The sequence below is a fragment of the Halorhodospira neutriphila genome (genome assembly GCF_016584055.1).
Classification (GTDB): domain Bacteria; phylum Pseudomonadota; class Gammaproteobacteria; order Nitrococcales; family Halorhodospiraceae; genus Halorhodospira; species Halorhodospira neutriphila.
This window is the reverse complement of record NZ_NRSH01000039.1, coordinates 1-17,670: the sequence shown is the minus strand read 5'-3', so window position 1 is coordinate 17,670 and position 17,670 is coordinate 1. Positions and strand designations below refer to the sequence as shown.

The window sequence follows — 17,670 nt, the reverse complement described above, 5'->3', positions numbered from 1 at the left end:
GGCGAGCCAGCCGGCGGGGACGGAGGAGGGCAGGTTGACGATGCGCGCCTCCAGCCAGCGGGAGTTGGCCAGGCCGTCGTGCTGGCAGTGCTGGTACATGGGCAGCTCGGTCATCAGCCGCCAGATCGGGCGGGTCATCACCTCGCGCTGGTTGGTGTATTCCAGCAGGGCGTCCCGCGCCTCGCGGCTCTCCAGGCGCACGGCGTTGAGCCAGTAGTTGGCCGTCGTGCCCTCACGCTCGGTGATGAAGGCCTCGGGCCGGCCCTCGAAGAAGGCGGCGTAGCGCCGCGCCACCTCCCGCTTGGCGGCGAGGATCGCCGGCAGCCGGTCCATCTGCGCGCAGCCGAGGGCGGCGTTGAGGTTGGGCAGGCGGTAGTTGAAGCCGAGCTCGTCGTGGAAGAACTCGTAGCCGTGGGCCGCCTTGGCGGTGGTGGTCAGGTGCCGGGCGCGGGCGGCCAGCCAGTCGTCGTCGGTGATGATCATCCCGCCGCCACCGGTGGTGATGACCTTGTTGCCGTTGAAGCTCAGCGTCCCCAGCCGGCCGAAGGTGCCGGTGTGCCGCTCGCCGACGTAGCTGCCCAGCGACTCGGCGGCGTCCTCCACCACCGGGACGCCGAACTCGTCGCAGACCGCGGCCAGCTCCTCGATTCGGCACGGGTGGCCGAAGGTGTGCATGGGCAGGCAGGCGGCGATGCGCCGGCCGGTGGCGCGGTTGACGCGGCCGCCGTCCGGGCCGGGCTCGGTCTGCTCGGCCAGGAAGCGGCGCACCGCCGCCGGCGAGAGCCCGAGGGTGTCGGTATCCACGTCGACGAAGACCGGATGCGCCCCGGCGTAGGCGACGGCGTTGCAGGTGGCGACGAAGGTCAGCGCCTGGGTCAGGACCTCGTCGCCCGGCTCCACGCCGGCCACCGCCAGCGCCGCGTGCAGCGCCGCGGTACCGTTGACCGTGGCCACGGCGTGGCGCGCGCCCACAAAGTCCGCGATCCGCTCCTCGAGCTCCGTGACCCGCGCCCCGACGGAGGAGACGAAGTTGGAGTCGACGCAGTCGGTGAGGTAGGCCTTCTCGGCGCCCTCGAAGATGGGGCGGTGGAGGGGGATAAAGCCCTCCTGGCCGTAGATCGCCCGGATCTCCTGGATCAGCTCATCGTGCATCCTGTTCCCCTTCGCCGATCAGCGCCTCCAGGCGCCGTATCGTCTCGGTATCCAGCGCGGCGCGGCCCTTGCCGATGCTGCTAGCGCGCACCCCGCGTACCGCCTCGGCTTGATCCGCCTCTGTCGCCGGCAGCTCCAGGAAATCGACGATCCGCGCCAGCTCCTCCTGCGGCCGAGTGACGAAGTCCTCGTAGCCGATCTCCAGCCACCGCGACGGCGCCATGGCCTCGAGGGCCTGCCGGGACTGCTCCACGCACCGCTGCCACTGGATCGCGCAGACCTCCTCGAGCGGATGGCGGGCCAGCAGCTCGGCCATATCGTCCATCTGCGGCCCCCAGAAGGCGAGGCGCCGCTCCCGGGAGACGAGGCGGTAGAGCCGGCTCCACAGGTACCGGCCGGCGTAGTACGGCAGGTCCGAGCGGGGCACGAAGCGCGCCTTGCGCGCCAGGTAGGGGATATCCAGGGGCGCCTTCCAGCGCGCCATGGCCGAGCCCACGGCATCCAGCCCGTCGCGGCGGATGAAGAGGTACTTCGCCTCCGGCACGACAGTGTCCACAAAGGGTACCCGCAGGCTGTTGGCGCAGGTCTTCTCGACCACGACATCGGCGTTGTAGCGGCGCGCCACCCAGTCGAACTGCCGGCGGATGTAGCGGCGCACAGGCTCCGTCGCACGCTCGGGCGGCAGCTCGTCCGACGGGTAGCGCAGATTGCCGTGGCGCCAGATGTAGTTGATCTCGTCGCAGGGCCAGGTGACTACGCCGTCCAGGGCGCACAGGACGTCGCGCAGCATGTTGGTGCCCGAGCGGGGGGCGCCGATGATGACCACCGGTTGGTGTGTAAGGTTGCTCATGCCTGCACCCCCACCAGCTCCTGGTAGATCGCCCAGTACTGCTCCTGGATGGCTCGGATATCGAAGGCCTCCTCGGCCAGTTGCCGGGCCGCGCGCCCCATCGCCAGCCGCCGGTCAGCGTCCCCCAGCAGCTCGGCTACGCGGCTATGGAGCGCGTCCACATCCCGGTCAGGGACCAAGTAGCCGGTTTCCCCGTCCCGCACGGTCTCACGGACGCCGGGCACCTCGAAGGCGACAGTGGGCAAGCCGCTGGCGGCCGCCTCCATGACGGCGCGGGGGGTTCCTTCCCGATAGGAGGGGAAGAGCAGCAAATCGGCCTCGGCCAGCAACGGCCTGACGTCCTCCAGGCAGCCTAGATACTCCACGCCTCCCTGCTCCTGCACCCATGCCGGAGTCACGGCATCCGGATGGATGGGATCCTCCTCGCCGGCCAGCAGGAACCGCGCCTCCGGCCAGCGCGCCCGGATCCGGCGTGCTACCGCCGTGAACTCCGGGATGCCCTTCTGCCCGAGTAATCGGCCGATCATGATTACCACCGGTGCAGCCTGGCGACCCGTGCGGTCGACGTAGCCGAACCGCTCCAGGTCGATGCCGGAGCCGGTAATCAGCCGGGTTTTCGCTTCTACTACCCAGCCGCGCTCGCGGAAGAGGTCCCGGTCGTCCCGGTTCTGGAAGATAGTCACATCGCCGCGCGGCAGCGCGCTCCGGTAGCCCAGGCCGGCTAAGCGCGCGGCGAAGCCGCCGGTGATGAAGGCGTGGCCCAGGCCAGTGATGGTGTTCACGACGGCCAGCTGGCTGCCGAGCACCTGCCGCGCCGCGAGGGTGCCGAGCATCACTGGCTTGGCGTGGAAGTGGTGTGCCAGGCTCGGCTGCCAGCGGCGGTAGATGGCGCGCATCCGCCGCCAAGCCTGCCAATCGGTGCCCGGCGCCAGCCCGCCCCGGTTGAAGGTCACCGGCTCTAATGTCGCGCCGAGCCCCGCCAGGTAGCGGGCCTCGTCGTCGTCAGCCGTCGCGAGGATAACGCGCCACCCGCCATCCAGAAAGCGGCGGATGATCGCCTCGCGGGAGCTGGTGAGGGCGTAGCCGCGGTTGGCGGCGAAGAGAACGGTCTCGGTCATAGGCTACAGCCGCAGCTCCGCCGCTTCCTCGGGCAGCACCGACTTCACGTCGAAGAGCACTGCGCGCTCCCGGCCTAGGCGGCGGATCCCCTCAGGGCCCATCGCCACGAACTCCCGGTGGGGCACGGCGAGGACGATGGCGTCGAAGGTGCCGGCCTCGGGGGGCTCGGCGACAGGCGTAAAGCCGTACTCCTGCTCGGCCTCGGCTGGATCCACCCACGGGTCCCAGAGGGTTACCGCGGTGTTGTAGTCGTGCAGGTCCTGGATGATGTCCACCACCCGGGTGTTGCGCAGGTCGGGGCAATTCTCCTTGAAGGCCAGGCCCATGACCAGGATTCGCGAGCCGACCACCGGGAAGCCCTCGCGGATCATGCGCTTGACCAGCCGGTCGGCGATGTACGGGCCCATGCCGTCGTTGATGCGCCGGCCGGCGAGGATCATCTCCGGGTGGTGGCCGATGGCCTGGGCCTTGTGGGTGAGGTAGTAGGGGTCGACGCCGATGCAGTGGCCGCCCACCAGGCCGGGGCGGAAGGGCAGGAAGTTCCACTTGGTCCCGGCGGCGGCGAGGATCGCCTCGGTATCGAGGCCCAGGCGGTTGAAGAGCATGGCCAGCTCATTGACCAGGGCGATGTTGACGTCCCGCTGGGTGTTCTCGATGACCTTCGCCGCCTCGGCCACCCGGATGCTCGGCGCCCGGTGGGTGCCGGCACGGATGATCTGCCCGTAGAGGTCGTCGACGAACGCCGCCACCTCGGGCGTAGAGCCGGCGGTGACCTTGACGATATCCGGAATGCGGTGGGCGGTATCCCCCGGATTGACCCGCTCCGGGCTGTAGCCGAGGAAGAAGTCGCGGTTGCAGGCCAGCCCCGAGGTGGCCTCCAGCGCCGGGGCGCAGTCCTCTTCCGTGGCGCCGGGGTAGACGGTCGACTCGTAGATGACGACGTCGCCCGGCGAGAGGACCTGCCCGACGGTCCGGCTGGCAGCGAGCAAGGGGCCGAGGTCGGGGCGACGGTGCTCGTCGATGGGCGTCGGGACGGTGACGATGTAGACGTTGCAGTCGGCGAGGGCAGTCCCCCGGTCCGTGACCTCCAGCTTATCGGCGCTAGCCAGCACCTCCGGCGCCACCTCGCGGGTATGGTCGCATCCGGCGCGCAGCTCTGAGACGCGTTCGGGGTCGATGTCGAAGCCGAGGGTCGGGTAAACCCGCCCGAACTCGACGGCGAGGGGTAGGCCCACGTAACCGAGGCCGATGACGGCGAGGCGAAAGGAAGACGGTGGTATAAAAGGAGTATCTGTCACCGGGTCACGCTCCTTGTGCTGGGAGTTGCTTGGGAAGGGAGGGTGAACCGTGGGTAGAGGATGTGCTGCGGCTCCGGAAGACGAGCCGGGGGAGCCGTGGGGCTGCCAGGGCGATTAGTGCGACGACAAACTTGGCGCGATGACGCATCGCAGTGCCGAAGTTGCTGGTGCCTACACCGAAGGTCAGCACCATCGCGAGGAGGATCATGAGGACGGCACGACGGCCGGGGTCGGCCCAGATACTTCGCCGATGACGCCAGACGAGGAAAGCGAGGCCGAAGTAAAGCAGGGCATCGACTAGCCCGATCAGGTGCTTTGGAGCCCGCAGGTCCCATGGGAATGGAGAGAAGAGAAAGTAGACGCTCTTCACTGGAACGATCCAGGCTAGTTCTCCTGGGTGGCTCGGCACCTGCCAGTTTCCGTAGCGGGCCTCTGCATATTCCAACGATTGCTGATATTGGAAGCGTTCTATCCAGCGTTGAAGGTCAGTCGCCTCCGCTGCCGTCCCGAGCTTGGGCAGGGAGACGCCGCTGCCGATGTAGCCCCCAACACCGCCAATGCCCACGATCAGGCCGACGACGGCGAAGGCTCCTACCCGCCCTCGCGATAGTCCGCTTAGCAGTCGATGTCCGGCACGGGCGCTGATGAGGCCGAGGAAGGCGATGACGGCGACGAACATCCCGCCGTGGAAGAAGGTAGCTGCAGTGAAGGCAGCGATACCGCTAGCTACAGGCTTGAACCCGCCTTTTTTCGCCCAACGTACTACGCCGATGAGACCGAGGATGAAGAAGAGCACAACCCAGACCTCGCGCATGGTAAGAGCGCCGTACTGGACGACCGTCGGGAACAGGGCCATGACCCAAGCTACCTTGCGCGCGTGACGCTCCTCCCATAGCTCTTGAGTAAGGCGATAGGCAAAGAAGACACCGAGAACCCCTATCAAAACGCTTGTGGCTTGGAGCATCAGTAGGCTGCGATCGGTAACGGCGTAGAGCAGCGACATCAGCCAAGAGTAGAAATCCGATCCTATTGTGAAGTGATTTAGTGCCTCGCCGATTCCGCCTTGGCTCCATTCCCAAGCGTATCTTTCAAATCTAACAGCGTCGGCTGTGCCGTCCGGCAGAGGAGCTACGTAATAATGAAATAGAGCTGCTATGGCTCTGGCGCTAAACGCGGCACCGAGCGCGATGGCGATGCCACGATGACAACTCGCTAACAGAAAGGTGGCCCCTGCTGCTACGAGGAGGACGGTCCAGCCTATAAGATCAACCATAGCAAATTCTCAAAATGCTTGGAAGGGAATCAGGGGCAGGATTTATACAGAATAAACTCTGTGATTCTAAATTTTTGCAGCCCATCTTAGTTGGTTTTCACAAATAAGCGCTATGGAACACGTGAATTCTGAAAATTAGCGGCCATGCGTGCATTTAGTTTTTACATGACAGAGAAACCGCGCTACGTCGTTCATCCAAGCCTTTTTATCAATAAACGGAGTTGCGTCATCACGTATTGTCTGTCGCGGGGTTGATGATACTTTCTTAACAAAATGAGAAATATCCGAAATGCTCCCATCGCCTATGCAATACCAGGGAAAAGATTCTTCTAAGGCTGTGTCCCTATGGCCAGAGTAGACTGGTAGTCCAAGCGCCAACATCTCGCGCACTTTTAACGTGGAAGCTTCAGTCATTCCTTTGCGGTGCAATGCCAAGGAACTTAGGCCTGCTTGGCAAGACGATAAAATTTTTCGGTACCTATCGGGGGTCAGCAATCCATGGGCTTCAATGCGACAAGACCCGTTTTTGTTGTTGATTATTTCCACCTGTTTGCTTTGTTCTGGGCTTATTCGTCCAATGAGGTGTAGTGTTATAGGTGAACCTTGGAAATCTTCTACATTATATTTTAGAAGTTGATTAATTAAGATGTCCAAGCCGTGCCATGAAGAAAATGTCCCACATATGAATGCGATATCGAGGTGCTTTTCAGAAATTTTGTTGCCAAGAAGTTCTACTTCGTCAACAAGGATGCCATTCGGGTAAATACTAGCTGGAATGTATTTGCCTTTTCCGTGGAGCGCCAATTCGTGGTCTCTGATTTCGCTGGTAACGCCAAGAATGGCTGCCGAAGTGCGAACTGCAATACGCCCCGACCAACGTTCCAGTATTGATGCGGCTTTACCCTGCCAGTTCTGCCGTATGAGCCGCAGTTCCTCTGTCTCTTTGGCATGATGGACTGTGACACGATTCGGAATCAACCATGCGAAGAAAAAGGCAAAGGGGTCGAAAGTCATGTGGCGGCAGAGGATGAAATCGTAATTGTGCGCATGCCGCTTCATCCAGAGCCAGGCAAAAAGTTTACGGAGTAGTACGGAGCGGAACAGCCATGGAAGGCGGTGCACAAAGTGGTCGCAGGGTGATGCCGTATGGTAAACGAGAGTATTCCATTCCACATCTTCCAGCTCTTGACTTGCGCGTACTTCGTAACGCAGCTGGCTAAGTTGGCCTGGGGTCAGTTCGCGTGCAACTGTAAGATGTAGGATTCTCAAGCTCATATCTTCAGAAGGTTTGCAATCGAAGCCACTGTGAAAGGGGTGGCTTCAAAGATTTCATTACACTGTATGCGTGATAGGTGCTAATTTACCGTTACGTGTCTATCAGAATAATCCCGCTACCGCTTTCCGGAAATCGATTAAGGTGCAGGTGAGATGGAGCATGACCATATAGTTGTGGGCTATCTTCTCCAACGCACCAGGACGCTCTAGGGTTGTTCGGATAGGCGCTAAGAGGGTGTATATGGCAAGTTAAATTGATGAATGCGCACGTCGATTATAGTTTCTTGCTGGTGCCTTTTATTATGAAACAACGCCTCTTTCGCGCTAAAATTTTTTAGTCTAATCCTTTGAAAGGCTGTTCACGCGGTGCAATTTTTAATCAAATCTTTTACGACTTTTGTTTGTGCCAATATGTTCAGGTCTGCGTGCATCGGTAAGCTTAAAACCTTATCACTTGCTGCCTCGGCTACTGGGTAATCGCCGGTTTGGTGGCTTAGGGTGGCATACACCGGTTGCTGGTGCAGGGTAAGGGGATAATGGACGGCTGTCGGTACTCCCTGTGATCGCAACGCCTCCTGAACTGCCTCTCGGTCTGCTATTTCAATCGTATATTGTGCGTACGTGCTGGTGTTCTCCGGCGCCACGTAAGGCGGCGCGTACCCGGCTGCTCGCAGCGCCTCATCGTAGCGCCTGGCAACATCCTGGCGCTGGACGATCTCATCGGGGAAAGCAGCTAGCTTCGTTTTCAGCACAGCGGCCTGCAGGGTATCCAGTCGGCCATTGAAGCCGAGGCGGACGTGGTAGTACTTGCCGCTGGCGCCGTGGACGCGGATCTGGCGGATCCGCTCGGCGAGCTGCGGGTCGTTGGTGAAGCAGGCGCCGCCGTCGCCGTAGGCGCCCAGGGGCTTTGACGGCATGAAGCTCGTGCAGCCGATGGTGGTCAGGGCGCAGGAGTTGCGGCCCTTGTAGGTCGCCCCCAGGCTCTGGGCGCCGTCCTCGATCACCGGCAGGCCGTGGCGCTCGGCGATGGCGTTGATGGCATCCATATCTGCGCACTGGCCGTAGAGGCTCACCGGCATAATCGCCTGGGTGCGCGGAGTAATCGCCGCCTCGATCTGCTCGGGGTCGATGTTGTAGGTCCACGGGTCGATATCCACCAGCACGGGCCGCGCCCCGAGCAGCGAGACCACCTCGGCGGTGGCGATGAAGGTGAAGGCGGGCACGATGACCTCGTCCCCGGGGCCGACCTCTAGCGCCATCAGCGCCATGTACAGCGCCGCGGTGCCGTCGGCGACGGTCACGCAGTGCGTGGTGCCGACGAAGTCGGCCAGCTGCTCCTCCAGCTCGCCGACCTCCGGGCCGAGGACGTAGCGGCCGTGGCGCAGGACCTGCTCCATGCCTTGCTCAAGCTGCGGACGGAGGCGGTGCTGCTGTGCCGCGAGGTCGATGAACGCGATCGACCGCTGTGCGTTGTCGCTCCCTTGCTGGAGCCAGGCGAGGGCGTCCTCTGGGGTCCGTACGGGGAGCTCGCCGAGGGCATCGAAGCGCTCGTCCTGGCTCACGACGCAGGCGTCCGCGCCGGAGAGGCTCCGCGCCGCGGCCGCGATCTGGGCCTGGCCCAGGTTGTTGGCCTGACGCACCAGCTCGGGCTGCTCGAAACCGTGGGCCGTCAGGACCTGGACGGTCTCCAGCAGCTCCGCTAGCCACCTGCGCACGGCTGCCTGGGCCTGGTCGGCAGGCATGGCCTCGGTGCGCCGGATCGCCTCCTGCTCCAGCAGCGGGAGGCTGCTGGCGACGAGCCAAGCGCGGGCCTCGCCGCGCTGGGCATGGTCGATCAGCTCCTGGATTGGGGAGTTGTTCGGATGGAGCCACAGGTCTACGAGGACCTGCGGGTCGAGGATGAAGTGTCGGTCTGCCAAGGTGTCAAGCCTTCTGGATTGGTGGGTCAAGAAGAGCGCAGCCGTGGCCACAGGGGCTCTGCTATCCCTGGAAGACGACGCTGCCCTGAGTAAGGCGGTACTGCTCCCCGGTCCCGGGGCACCGCGCCTCTCCCTCTCCATCAAGCGGCAGATCCAGCTGCTCCCCGTACCGGCTCATCCAGCCGATCTGCCTCGCGGGCACGCCGACCATCAGGGCGTAGGGGGGCACGTCGCGATTGACCACGGCGCCGGCGCCGATAAAGGCGTACTCGCCGATGGTGGTGCCGCAGACGATGGTGCAGTTCGCCCCGAGGGTGGCGCCGCGGCGGACGTGGGTGAGGCGGAGCTCGTCCTTGCGCGGCACGGCGCTGCGCGGGTTGTAGACGTTGGTGAAGACCATGTGCGGCCCGCAGAAGACCTCGTCCTCCAAGGTGACGCCGTCGTAGACGGAGACGTTGTTCTGGATCTTGACGCCATCGCCGATGGCCACGCGCCCGCCGACGAAGACCCCTTGGCCGAGGGAGCAGCCTTCGCCGATCTGCGCCCCGCCGCAGACGTGGACCCAGTGCCAGATGCGCGTGCCGGCACCGATCTCTGCGCCCTCATCGACGATGGCGGTCTCGTGGGCTTGATAGCGCATTCAGTACTCCAGGGGCAGGGCGACCTTGTGGCCGTCCCGGGCCGAGAGGTAGGTGGCGATCAGCACCTCCAGCGAGCGCAGCCCCTCGCGCCCGTCGGTCTCGGCCTCCGCCTCGCCGCGCAGGGCCTGGACGACGTTCTCGTAGTAGGCGGGGTGACCGAAGCCGTAGACGGAGGGCGTCTCGTAGCTGGTGTCGAAGACGGTCTCGTCCTCGGGCCGCGGCTCGTCGAACTGCCAGTGCTGGATCTCGTTGACCGCCACGCCGCCAACGCGGACGGTGCCGCGCTCGCCGAGGATGGTGATAGAGCCCTCGAAGTTCTGCGGGTAGGTGAGCATGGTCACGGCCATGGTGCCCAGGGCGCCGTTGCGCCAGCGGACGTTGAGCACGCCGCTATCCTCCACCTCGATATCCCGGGCGAGGGTGGCGGTGTAGGCTTGCACGCTCTCCACCGGGCCGATGAGCCAGTCGAGCAGGTCGACGTAGTGGCTGGCCTGGTTCATGAAGGCGCCGCCGTCGAACTCCCAGGTGCCCCGCCAGCGGGCGGCGTCGTAGTACGCCTGCGGTCGGGTCCAGAAGACGTTGAGGTTGACCATGTAGATCCGCCCGAAGCGGCGCTGCTCGACGGCCTGCTTGAGCCGCTGCAGCGTGGCGTTGCGCCGGTTCTGCTTGACCACGAAGAGCCGCACGCCGGCGTTGTCGCAGGCCTCGACCATGCGCTTGCCGTCGGCCCAGCGGGTGGCCATGGGCTTCTCGGTGATCACGTGCCGCCCGGCCTCGGCGGCCTGGATGGCCTGGCTGGGGTGGAGCCCGCTCGGGGTGCACAGGATGACCGCGTCGGCGTCGGTCCCCTCCAGGGTCTCCGCTAAGGAGGCGAAGGCCGGGGCGCCGGTGCGGTTGGCGGCCTCGGCGCGGGCCTCGGCGTCGACGTCGCAGACGCCGACCAGCTCCAGGTTGTCGCGGTGGCGCTCGAGGGCCTCCAGGTGCTTCTGGGCGATGCGGCCGCAGCCGATCAGGGCCACGCGGATGCGGCGGCCGGTGATGGGGGTAGGCTCGTGGAACATGGGCACGGGTACTTTACTCTCGATTCAGGCTCGGACGATGTGCGGCGCGGGATCCCGGTAGATCCCGCGGGTGTCGATCACCAGCGGGGCGTGCTGGCGGATCAGCTCGTAGTCGAAGGCGTCGTGGTTGGTGGCAATCAGCACGGCGTCGCTCTCCGCTAGGGCCTCGGCCGTCAGCGGCGTGCTCGCGAGATCAAAGCGGTGCTCGCGCAGCTTCGGGAAGACGGGGACGTGGGGATCGCTGTAGCGCAGGTCGGCGCCCTTGTCGCGCAGCAGCTCCATCATCGCCACCGAGGGCGACTCGCGCATGTCGTCGACGTTCTTCTTATAGGCGATGCCGAGGACGAGGATCCGGCTGCCGCGGATGGGCTTGCCGCGGTCGTTGAGGGCGTCGGCGAGCTTGGTGATGACCCAGCGCGGCATGTCGGTGTTGATCTCGCCGGCGAGTTCGATGAAGCGGGTATTGAGCCCGTACGCCCGCGCCTTCCAGGTGAGGTAGAAGGGGTCGATGGGGATGCAGTGGCCGCCTAGCCCCGGGCCGGGGTAGTAGGGCACGAAGCCGAAGGGCTTGGTGGCCGCAGCGTTGATCACCTCGTAGATATCGATCCCCATGCGGTCGGCGACGATCTTCATCTCGTTGACCAGGCCGATGTTCACCGCGCGGTGGATGTTCTCCAGCAGCTTGGTCATCTCCGCCGCGCGTGGGCTGCTCATGGGCACCACCTCATCGATGATGGCGCTGTAGAGCGCCACGCCGGCATCCAGGCAGGCCTGGGTGACGCCGCCGCAGACCTTGGGGATGGTGCGCGTGGTGAAGTTGGGGTTGGCCGGATCCTCACGCTCCGGCGAGTAGACCAAGAAGAGGTCCTCGCCCACGGTGAGCCCCGAGCCCGCCTCCAGGCGCGGCCGCAGCTCCTCCTCCGTCGTGCCGGGGTAGGTGGTGCTCTCCAGGGCGACGACCTGCCCGGCGCGTAGGTGGGGTGCGAAGGTCTCGGCGGTGCCCAGGACGTAGGAGAGGTCCGGCTCGCGGTGATCGTCGAGCGGTGTGGGGACGCAGAGGATCAGCGCATCGACCTCCGCGGTGCGGGCGGGGTCGGTGGTGGCCTCGAAGCCTTGCGAGCGCGCCTGGCGGATCGCCTCCTGGCCCAGGTGCGCGATGGGGCTCTCGCTGTTGTTGAGCGCAGTGACCTTCTCGGGGTCGATGTCGAAGCCGAGGACCCGGAAGCCTTCCTCGACGAAGCGGAGCATCAGGGGCAGGCCGACGTAGCCGAGGCCGATAATGCCGATGGTGGCCGTGGCGTTGCGAAAGTGTTCAATTGTGGGGGGTCTATGCATTGGGTGATGTCTATCCGTAACGAGGCTCTGTTGCCATAGCGCCTCAGGCCGTGCCTTCCAGCAGGGCCCGATAAAACCGCTTATCCTCTGGGTAACTCAGGTGCGAGTTGTGCCAGAGGAAGGTGAAGTCGCCGCCGAATCGGTGACAAGTCTCGCGCAGACGTAGCATGTACTCGAGGGCCGAATCGCTGTAGCCCATGCCGAGATATTTGTCCGCGATGACTGAGCACTCCATGACGATCAGGGGCCGCTCTTTCAGCTCGAGGGGGGTCCGGCGTTCCAGGTCGAACAACGGGTACTCTCGGCACGTGCCGCACCGGAACCCCGGCTGGTCAGCGTAAGAGAGCGTACTGTCGTAGCTCAGCCCCTGGGCCTCCCATAGGCGGCCTGTCGTCGGTGATCTCCAGCGCAGGTAGTGTTGCCGCCCACCGAGCTCACGCTGCTGGATGCCTTCTTTGTCCAGTACGTAGCGCAAGCTCTTCGCGGACTCCCCCATGAGCTCGGGGCTCTCGCAGGTCTGATAGCCGGGATGGATGCCGATCTCGTGGCCTCGGTCGTGGATCTCGCGGAGGAGGCTGCGCATTCGTGGGCCGTCCAGACTGACGGGCTTGTCGAAGCGGTCATCCGTAACCTGGGGGATGAAGTAGAAGGCGGCCGACTGGCCTAGCTGCTCGTTGACCGTCATCTGCCACTGCAGGCCAGCCCAGTGCGGATCCGCGCTCAGATTGCCGCGGCTGGTACGCCAGGCGCTCATGGCTGTGCGCATCGCAAGGCGAGGGGAGTGGCGCTTGAGCACGTCCCCGCCCATGCGCCGCACAACCGGTTGCCATCGACCGCGAAAGGCGATCGCGCTATCGACATCGCAGGTCGCAAAAGTCCTCGATCTGTGTCGCTTTCGTCTGAGCCCTGGCCACAATGCCGACATTGCCGCCCACAGGAGCTCAACATACTCGTCCACGATGGGCCGTTCCAGGAAGCCCTCCTGATAGGCCAAGGAGGCCCACGCCGGGAAGCGGTTGTGTTCATCTCGCTCTGGGGTAACCAGCTCTTCATAGCGCGAGAGCATGAAGAAGGCGGAGCCGAAGATATCCACCGGCAGCGTGATAGTGTCCCCTTCTTGATGCGTGGCTGGATCACTGTCGCCGTAGATGACTGGTACTGCCGCCTCGATAAGGGGAGTATCATTTGCCAGGTTGCCAGGGCTCCATTTTAGCAGCGGGCGTCGAGGCATGGATGGCTCGGTGAGCCAATTTATGGCGGGCATGGAGAGCAAGGAGTCTGGAAGCCGGATCTCGCCTGCCTTCTCCGCCAGCGTGATGCGGTTATCCCGTCCTTCACCGGGAGTCCGTCGCCACGATAAGCCGAGGAAATCGCCCAGTAGCACACCGAGGATGTAGTCCCGCTCCGGAATGCGGGTGTCAGGCATTTCGACGACTAGTGTCACGCGCCCCCCTTCGCTATCTTTTTCAGGCAGGTTGCCGTTTTCAGTAGAGGAGAGGATGTGCGTGACACCCGGAAATACGGCACTTGCTGGGCGCCAAAGGCTCGGAAATAGCGCTCGATAGGCTCTATCATCGAGCCCTCGAAGTCGAAAACTTCCACCTCCTCGGGCTGATTACGGATCGCCTCCCACAGCACGAGACTCGTGGCCCCGCTACTGCGCAGCTCCGGATCGCCACCCCCCATGAGGTAGTAGGCTGTATTGCCGTGGCGCACGATGTAAGCGCCCGCATGGGATTTTTCTTCCGGATCTACGGCGATCAAGCAATCGCGGGCGGCGCGGACCGCGGCAGCATCATCGATTCGCGCTACTAGGTCTCGGGAATAAGGTAGGCTGCGGCCCTGACGTTCAAAGGTCATGCGGTTGAGCTCTAGAAGCTCATCCACGTCGCAAGTGGTGCGCACGGCGATCTGATAGCGCTCACGGGCCTTGCGGATATCGCCCCGGATATTCTGTTGTAGCTTTTCCCAAAGCGCTTGCTCATTGCCGATCCCGTGGAGCCGGTAAGTATATCTCGTAGTCTGCTCAAAGCCGCGCCAGTAGAACGGAAGCCAGTTCTGCCGGTCGCAGTGCCAGTTTTGGGCATAGTAGTGGTAGCGGGGCAAGCCTTCCGCCAAGGCACCCAGAACATCCTTCTCGTGAGCCAAGGCCTTCGGGTACGACTTGTTGGTCGGCTTGACCCACGGTCCCAGGCTCTGGGTGAGCTTGGGCTGTGTCAGGATCGTGAATCCCCAGCGTCGCCGGGCTATAAAGGGCAGTGTGCCCACTATCTTCCCTTTCTCATAGGCAATGACGGCGTCCCAAGCAGGCCCAGCGACAGCGTCGAGCCACCAGGCTTGGGAGAAGAGGGGAATAGAGCCCTCCGCATCGCAGATTTCGCGATAGGTCTCCCGGGCGCAGATCGTCTCGAGACTCACTGGCACTGCTCCCGGACCGCTGCTCTTCTCTCCTGTCGTTTGGCTACCTCGGCCTGTAGCTGCTCGTACATGGACTGCGGAATCTTCACGGAGCGGTTAATCGGAAACTGAGCTGGCACATCGAAACGGCGCTCCAAATCGACGCCGTGGTGGGCCATGAAGGCCTGAAACGCATCTAAGGTACCGTAGACGTCTTGACAGAAGTCCTCGTACCGAATGCGGAAGGTCTGTTCCTCCAAGCCGAGCCGATGGAGATCGCGGTCAATGAGGTCGTGGATCGACTCGATTTGAGCGACAACCTGCTGCACAGGGGGAAGTTCAGCGAGCTCATCGACATTTGGCGGCGGTACTGACCACCATTTACCGTAATCACCCAGCGTGTCGTAGCGTCCTTTCAATATCGATTGCCCATTGTCAACCCAGTCGCGCTCGATCACTATGAAAAGGGCGTTTGGCACGTAATGGGCAATGGGTTCCAGACGCAGGCTTGCATAGAGGTTTTTGAAGATAAGCGGTAGACCCATTGCACCCCCCAAGCTCGCCAGAGAACGCCGAAATGCCGACATGTTCAAATTCGAAACATCTTCAAGGGAGACATAGGCGGGATACTTTCGGAAGAAGCGATACCACCAGGCACCGCATTCAGCCGGTTCACTAAAATGGTTGGTACGGCCATAACTGGACTTATAGTGTGATGGCTCTTTTCTTACTAAAGGACGAGAGATCCACTCGGCGATGGAGGGGGCCCCAAAAAAAAGGCAGTGTTTATTTGTAAGATAGCCAATCTTGAAGGCATCACTTATTGCCTGCATTATCAAGGTACTCCCGCTACGGGGGGGACCGATAATAAAGATATATTGCTTTTTTTTAATTTGGCCCTTAAAAAAAAATGCTAACAAATGTTCAGAAAAAGAAAAAGTGTTTTGCGCGCTGAAGTGAATGAACCGTTTCCCTTGTCTCGCGATGTTCTCTAAGGTGCTCATTGCCACGTCTTAATTAGTTTTTTAGTGTAATCAATCCTGTCTTTTTGTCCATCAGTTAATTCTTTTTTGCTAATCTGGCTTCTCAGCGAGCGGGTTATTTTTCCAGAAGCTGCCTCTGCTGTAGCGCGTAGTCTCGACAGACTAGGCCTGTTTTCATTGGTAGGCTTATAACCAAGCCATTTCATTTGATGCCAGCAAATACTTTCAATCTTGCGAATCGCAGTTCTTGGGAGATGTTTCTCAAATTTGCCGCTATTATCTCGCATCGTGCCGCGGTTTAAGTTTTTCCATTCTTGGATGTCTATGTTTTCTTTTTTGAATGCTTCTTGGTCTTGTTCTCTTTTTTCTAAGCTAAGTTGGCCAAGTAGATTTTCTAATGTCCTCTCTTCGTTGAATATGAGCTCTTCATAGCTCAAGCTATGCAAGATGTTTTCTTTTGTAAGCGTTTTCGCATGACGGATACACTTGATTTGTTCGTCTTTCCAGAGCTGGCTCAGGTAGACAATACTTCTGTTTTGTAGAGGGCGTTTAAGTTGACTCAGAACCACATCACGGGGGTCGCGATAAAGGTAAATGAACTTCGCTTCAGGAAGTTTGTTTCGGATATCGCAAGCGAAGTCGAAAAGGTTGTTATCTTTGCAAAAATAAGTTGTGTATCCTTTGGCTTCAGCATAGAGAGTATACAGTGTGTGCATAACACCGATAGCCGACCTGTCTTCTCCGAATAACCTAGGATAGGATTCTCGGATTTGCGGTGTGTTTATTTCAATATCCCAAGGGGAAAAGTGGTGATATGCAAGTCCGCGTGCATCTTCTATGAAGGCTAGAAAATTTTTTTCAATGTCAAGGCTTCCATAATATGGCTCAGCGAAATAGAGGTGTTTCAAAAAATGCAAGGGTGAAGGTCCAATTAGGTGATGTTGACTTTCTGTTATTCGACGCCTAAGAAGATTTGTGCCGCTGCGCTCTGAAGCTAATAAAAAAATAGGGCTGTTCATTATTAGGCCTTTTTTAGAACGAAGTGAGCAATTGAGGCAGTTTGGTCTTGCCCAGCCAATGTGGATACGTATCAAGACCTGATTGGTCATATACCAGCTTACGAAATAACTCGGGTTGCTCCTCGTACCACCGCTTGAGCTTTTGGACGGGGGTGATGTGCCCGAGTGCGCGCTGGGGAATGTGGTGATTGTAGAGCCGTCGATAGTGCCAGTGGTCTTGCCCACCAATCGTGGACACCTCAATAGTGGTCTTGCCCAGCCAATGTGGACACGGAGCTAGCTATTGAGCCGGGCCTCATAGTCGTCCGGGGATAGGTAGCCCAGGGTGCTATGAAGGCGCTGGCGGTTGTAGTAGCCCTCGATATACTCGAAGACGGCTTGCCGCATGGAGGCCCGCGTTGGGACGGACTCGCCATGCAAGGCCTCAACCTTCAACGAGCGGAAGAAGCTCTCGGCGCAGGCATTGTCGTAGCAGCTTCCCTTCGCGCTCATGCTGGCGATCAGCCCGTAGTCACGGAGCAGCTGCCGGTACGCCTTGGAGCCGTACTGGCTGCCGCGATCCGTATGCACGAGTACGCCAGCGGGGCTACCTCGCCGGTCCAAGGCCATCTGCAGGGCGTCACAAGCCAACTCAGCGCTCATGCGCTCCCGCATGGCCCAGCCGATGACCTTGCGGCCGCAAAGATCCAGCACGACGGCGAGATAGAGCCAGCCTTCGCCGGTCGTCAAGTACGTGATGTCACCGACCCATTTCTGGTTCGGCTGCTCGGCCTGAAAGCCTTGAGCCAAGTGGTTGGGGGCAACCGGCAAGTTGTGGGCGGCGTTCGTCGTCACCTTGAACCGACGCGTGATCCGCGCCCGAAGGCCCTGACGACGCATGCTCCGGGCCACCGTCTTGCGATTGGCCGGGACGCCTTGCTCGCGGAGCACTCGCGTCAGCCGAGGTGCCCCGCAGCGCTGCTTGGCGCCGTTGAAGGCCCCTTGGACCTGCTCATCGAAGATCCGCTGGCGCTCTTCTCGGGCGGTGCGGGCCGCCTTGTTCCGGCACCATGCATAGAAGCCGCTGCGGGCGACGCCAAGGATGCGGCACATCGCCTGGATGCGATGCTCGTGACGGTACTGATCGATGAATGCGTACTTCACTTCTGGTTTCTCGCGAAGTACGCCGCGGCCTTTTTTGTGATGGCCAGCTCCTCGTTCGCCTCCGAGAGCTGGCGCTTCAGCCTGCCGTATTCACGAGAAGGCCGTAAGAGCCAAGATGCGGCCTTGTTGATGGCGGTGGTTGGTCAGTTCGTAGCCAGCAGTTGGGCCGCTCACGGCTGCAGGGGCGTTCTCCAGGTGCTCTCTC

14 protein-coding genes and 2 pseudogenes are annotated in these 17,670 nt (G+C 61.7%); all 16 read right to left on the bottom strand.

The window, feature by feature from the left end; all coding sequences use genetic code 11:
* A partial coding sequence (locus CKO13_RS05090) for a LegC family aminotransferase (protein ID WP_200257494.1) occupies positions 1–1,152 on the bottom strand: 1,152 nt, incomplete at its 3' end.
* Complete coding sequence (locus CKO13_RS05085) at positions 1,142–2,002, bottom strand: sulfotransferase family protein (RefSeq protein WP_200257492.1); 861 nt, start codon at positions 2,000–2,002, stop codon at positions 1,142–1,144. The genes CKO13_RS05090 and CKO13_RS05085, both read right to left, overlap by 11 nt.
* Positions 1,999–3,120 (bottom strand): glycosyltransferase family 4 protein, encoded by a 1,122-nt coding sequence (locus tag CKO13_RS05080; RefSeq protein ID WP_200257490.1) that lies wholly within the window; start codon positions 3,118–3,120, stop codon positions 1,999–2,001. Before CKO13_RS05080 ends, CKO13_RS05085 begins: the two co-directional genes overlap by 4 nt.
* A 3-nt stretch (positions 3,121–3,123) precedes the next feature.
* A complete protein-coding gene (locus CKO13_RS05075; protein WP_420827057.1) occupies positions 3,124–4,419 on the bottom strand; it encodes a nucleotide sugar dehydrogenase in 1,296 nt (431 codons plus the stop codon).
* A 4-nt stretch (positions 4,420–4,423) separates the two neighbouring features.
* Complete coding sequence (locus CKO13_RS05070; protein ID WP_200257488.1) at positions 4,424–5,692, bottom strand: glycosyltransferase family 39 protein; 1,269 nt, start codon at positions 5,690–5,692, stop codon at positions 4,424–4,426.
* A 135-nt stretch (positions 5,693–5,827) separates the two neighbouring features.
* Positions 5,828–6,967, bottom strand: a complete 1,140-nt coding sequence (locus CKO13_RS05065) for a glycosyltransferase family protein (protein ID WP_200257486.1) — start codon at positions 6,965–6,967, stop codon at positions 5,828–5,830.
* A gap of 359 nt (positions 6,968–7,326) precedes the next feature.
* Entirely contained in the window at positions 7,327–8,886 is a 1,560-nt protein-coding gene (locus tag CKO13_RS12660) for a DegT/DnrJ/EryC1/StrS aminotransferase family protein (RefSeq protein ID WP_274600656.1), read from the bottom strand.
* 61 nt (positions 8,887–8,947) lie between these two features.
* Entirely contained in the window at positions 8,948–9,526 is a 579-nt protein-coding gene (locus CKO13_RS05055) for an acyltransferase (RefSeq protein WP_200257482.1), read from the bottom strand.
* Entirely contained in the window at positions 9,527–10,588 is a 1,062-nt protein-coding gene (locus CKO13_RS05050; RefSeq protein ID WP_200257480.1) for a Gfo/Idh/MocA family protein, read from the bottom strand.
* 24 nt (positions 10,589–10,612) lie between these two features.
* The gene (locus tag CKO13_RS05045; RefSeq protein WP_200257478.1) at positions 10,613–11,923 is read right to left on the bottom strand and encodes a nucleotide sugar dehydrogenase; all 1,311 of its coding nucleotides are present in this window, start codon (positions 11,921–11,923) and stop codon (positions 10,613–10,615) included.
* Positions 11,924–11,966: 43 nt separating this feature from the next.
* On the bottom strand, positions 11,967–13,367 hold the full coding sequence (locus CKO13_RS05040; protein WP_200257476.1) for a DUF7033 domain-containing protein: 1,401 nt from the start codon (positions 13,365–13,367) through the stop codon (positions 11,967–11,969).
* Positions 13,364–14,341: a GNAT family N-acetyltransferase gene (locus tag CKO13_RS05035; RefSeq protein WP_338034586.1), complete on the bottom strand. Its 978-nt coding sequence runs from the start codon at positions 14,339–14,341 to the stop codon at positions 13,364–13,366. The genes CKO13_RS05040 and CKO13_RS05035 overlap by 4 nt, the downstream gene beginning before the upstream one ends.
* Positions 14,338–15,324 (bottom strand): sulfotransferase, encoded by a 987-nt coding sequence (locus CKO13_RS05030; protein WP_200257474.1) that lies wholly within the window; start codon positions 15,322–15,324, stop codon positions 14,338–14,340. The genes CKO13_RS05035 and CKO13_RS05030 overlap by 4 nt, the downstream gene beginning before the upstream one ends.
* On the bottom strand, positions 15,321–16,412 hold the full coding sequence (locus CKO13_RS05025) for a sulfotransferase family protein (protein WP_200257472.1): 1,092 nt from the start codon (positions 16,410–16,412) through the stop codon (positions 15,321–15,323). The genes CKO13_RS05030 and CKO13_RS05025 overlap by 4 nt, the downstream gene beginning before the upstream one ends.
* A pseudogene (locus CKO13_RS12655) lies at positions 16,336–16,530 on the bottom strand (hypothetical protein); the annotation flags it as partial. The gene CKO13_RS05025 and the pseudogene CKO13_RS12655, both read right to left, overlap by 77 nt.
* Before the next feature lie 68 nt (positions 16,531–16,598).
* Positions 16,599–17,563, bottom strand: a pseudogene (locus CKO13_RS05020) (IS3 family transposase); the annotation flags it as partial.
* Positions 17,564–17,670: the final 107 nt, after the last annotated feature.

Coding starts and splice junctions, on each gene's coding strand:
- CKO13_RS05085 (WP_200257492.1), bottom strand. CDS start 2,002: ATGAGCAACCTTACACACCAACCGGTGGTCATCATCGGCGCCCCCCGC.
- CKO13_RS05080 (WP_200257490.1), bottom strand. CDS start 3,120: ATGACCGAGACCGTTCTCTTCGCCGCCAACCGCGGCTACGCCCTCACC.
- CKO13_RS05070 (WP_200257488.1), bottom strand. CDS start 5,692: ATGGTTGATCTTATAGGCTGGACCGTCCTCCTCGTAGCAGCAGGGGCC.
- CKO13_RS05065 (WP_200257486.1), bottom strand. CDS start 6,967: ATGAGCTTGAGAATCCTACATCTTACAGTTGCACGCGAACTGACCCCA.
- CKO13_RS05055 (WP_200257482.1), bottom strand. CDS start 9,526: ATGCGCTATCAAGCCCACGAGACCGCCATCGTCGATGAGGGCGCAGAG.
- CKO13_RS05050 (WP_200257480.1), bottom strand. CDS start 10,588: ATGTTCCACGAGCCTACCCCCATCACCGGCCGCCGCATCCGCGTGGCC.
- CKO13_RS05045 (WP_200257478.1), bottom strand. CDS start 11,923: ATGCATAGACCCCCCACAATTGAACACTTTCGCAACGCCACGGCCACC.
- CKO13_RS05030 (WP_200257474.1), bottom strand. CDS start 15,324: ATGAGCACCTTAGAGAACATCGCGAGACAAGGGAAACGGTTCATTCAC.
- CKO13_RS05025 (WP_200257472.1), bottom strand. CDS start 16,412: ATGACCAATCAGGTCTTGATACGTATCCACATTGGCTGGGCAAGACCA.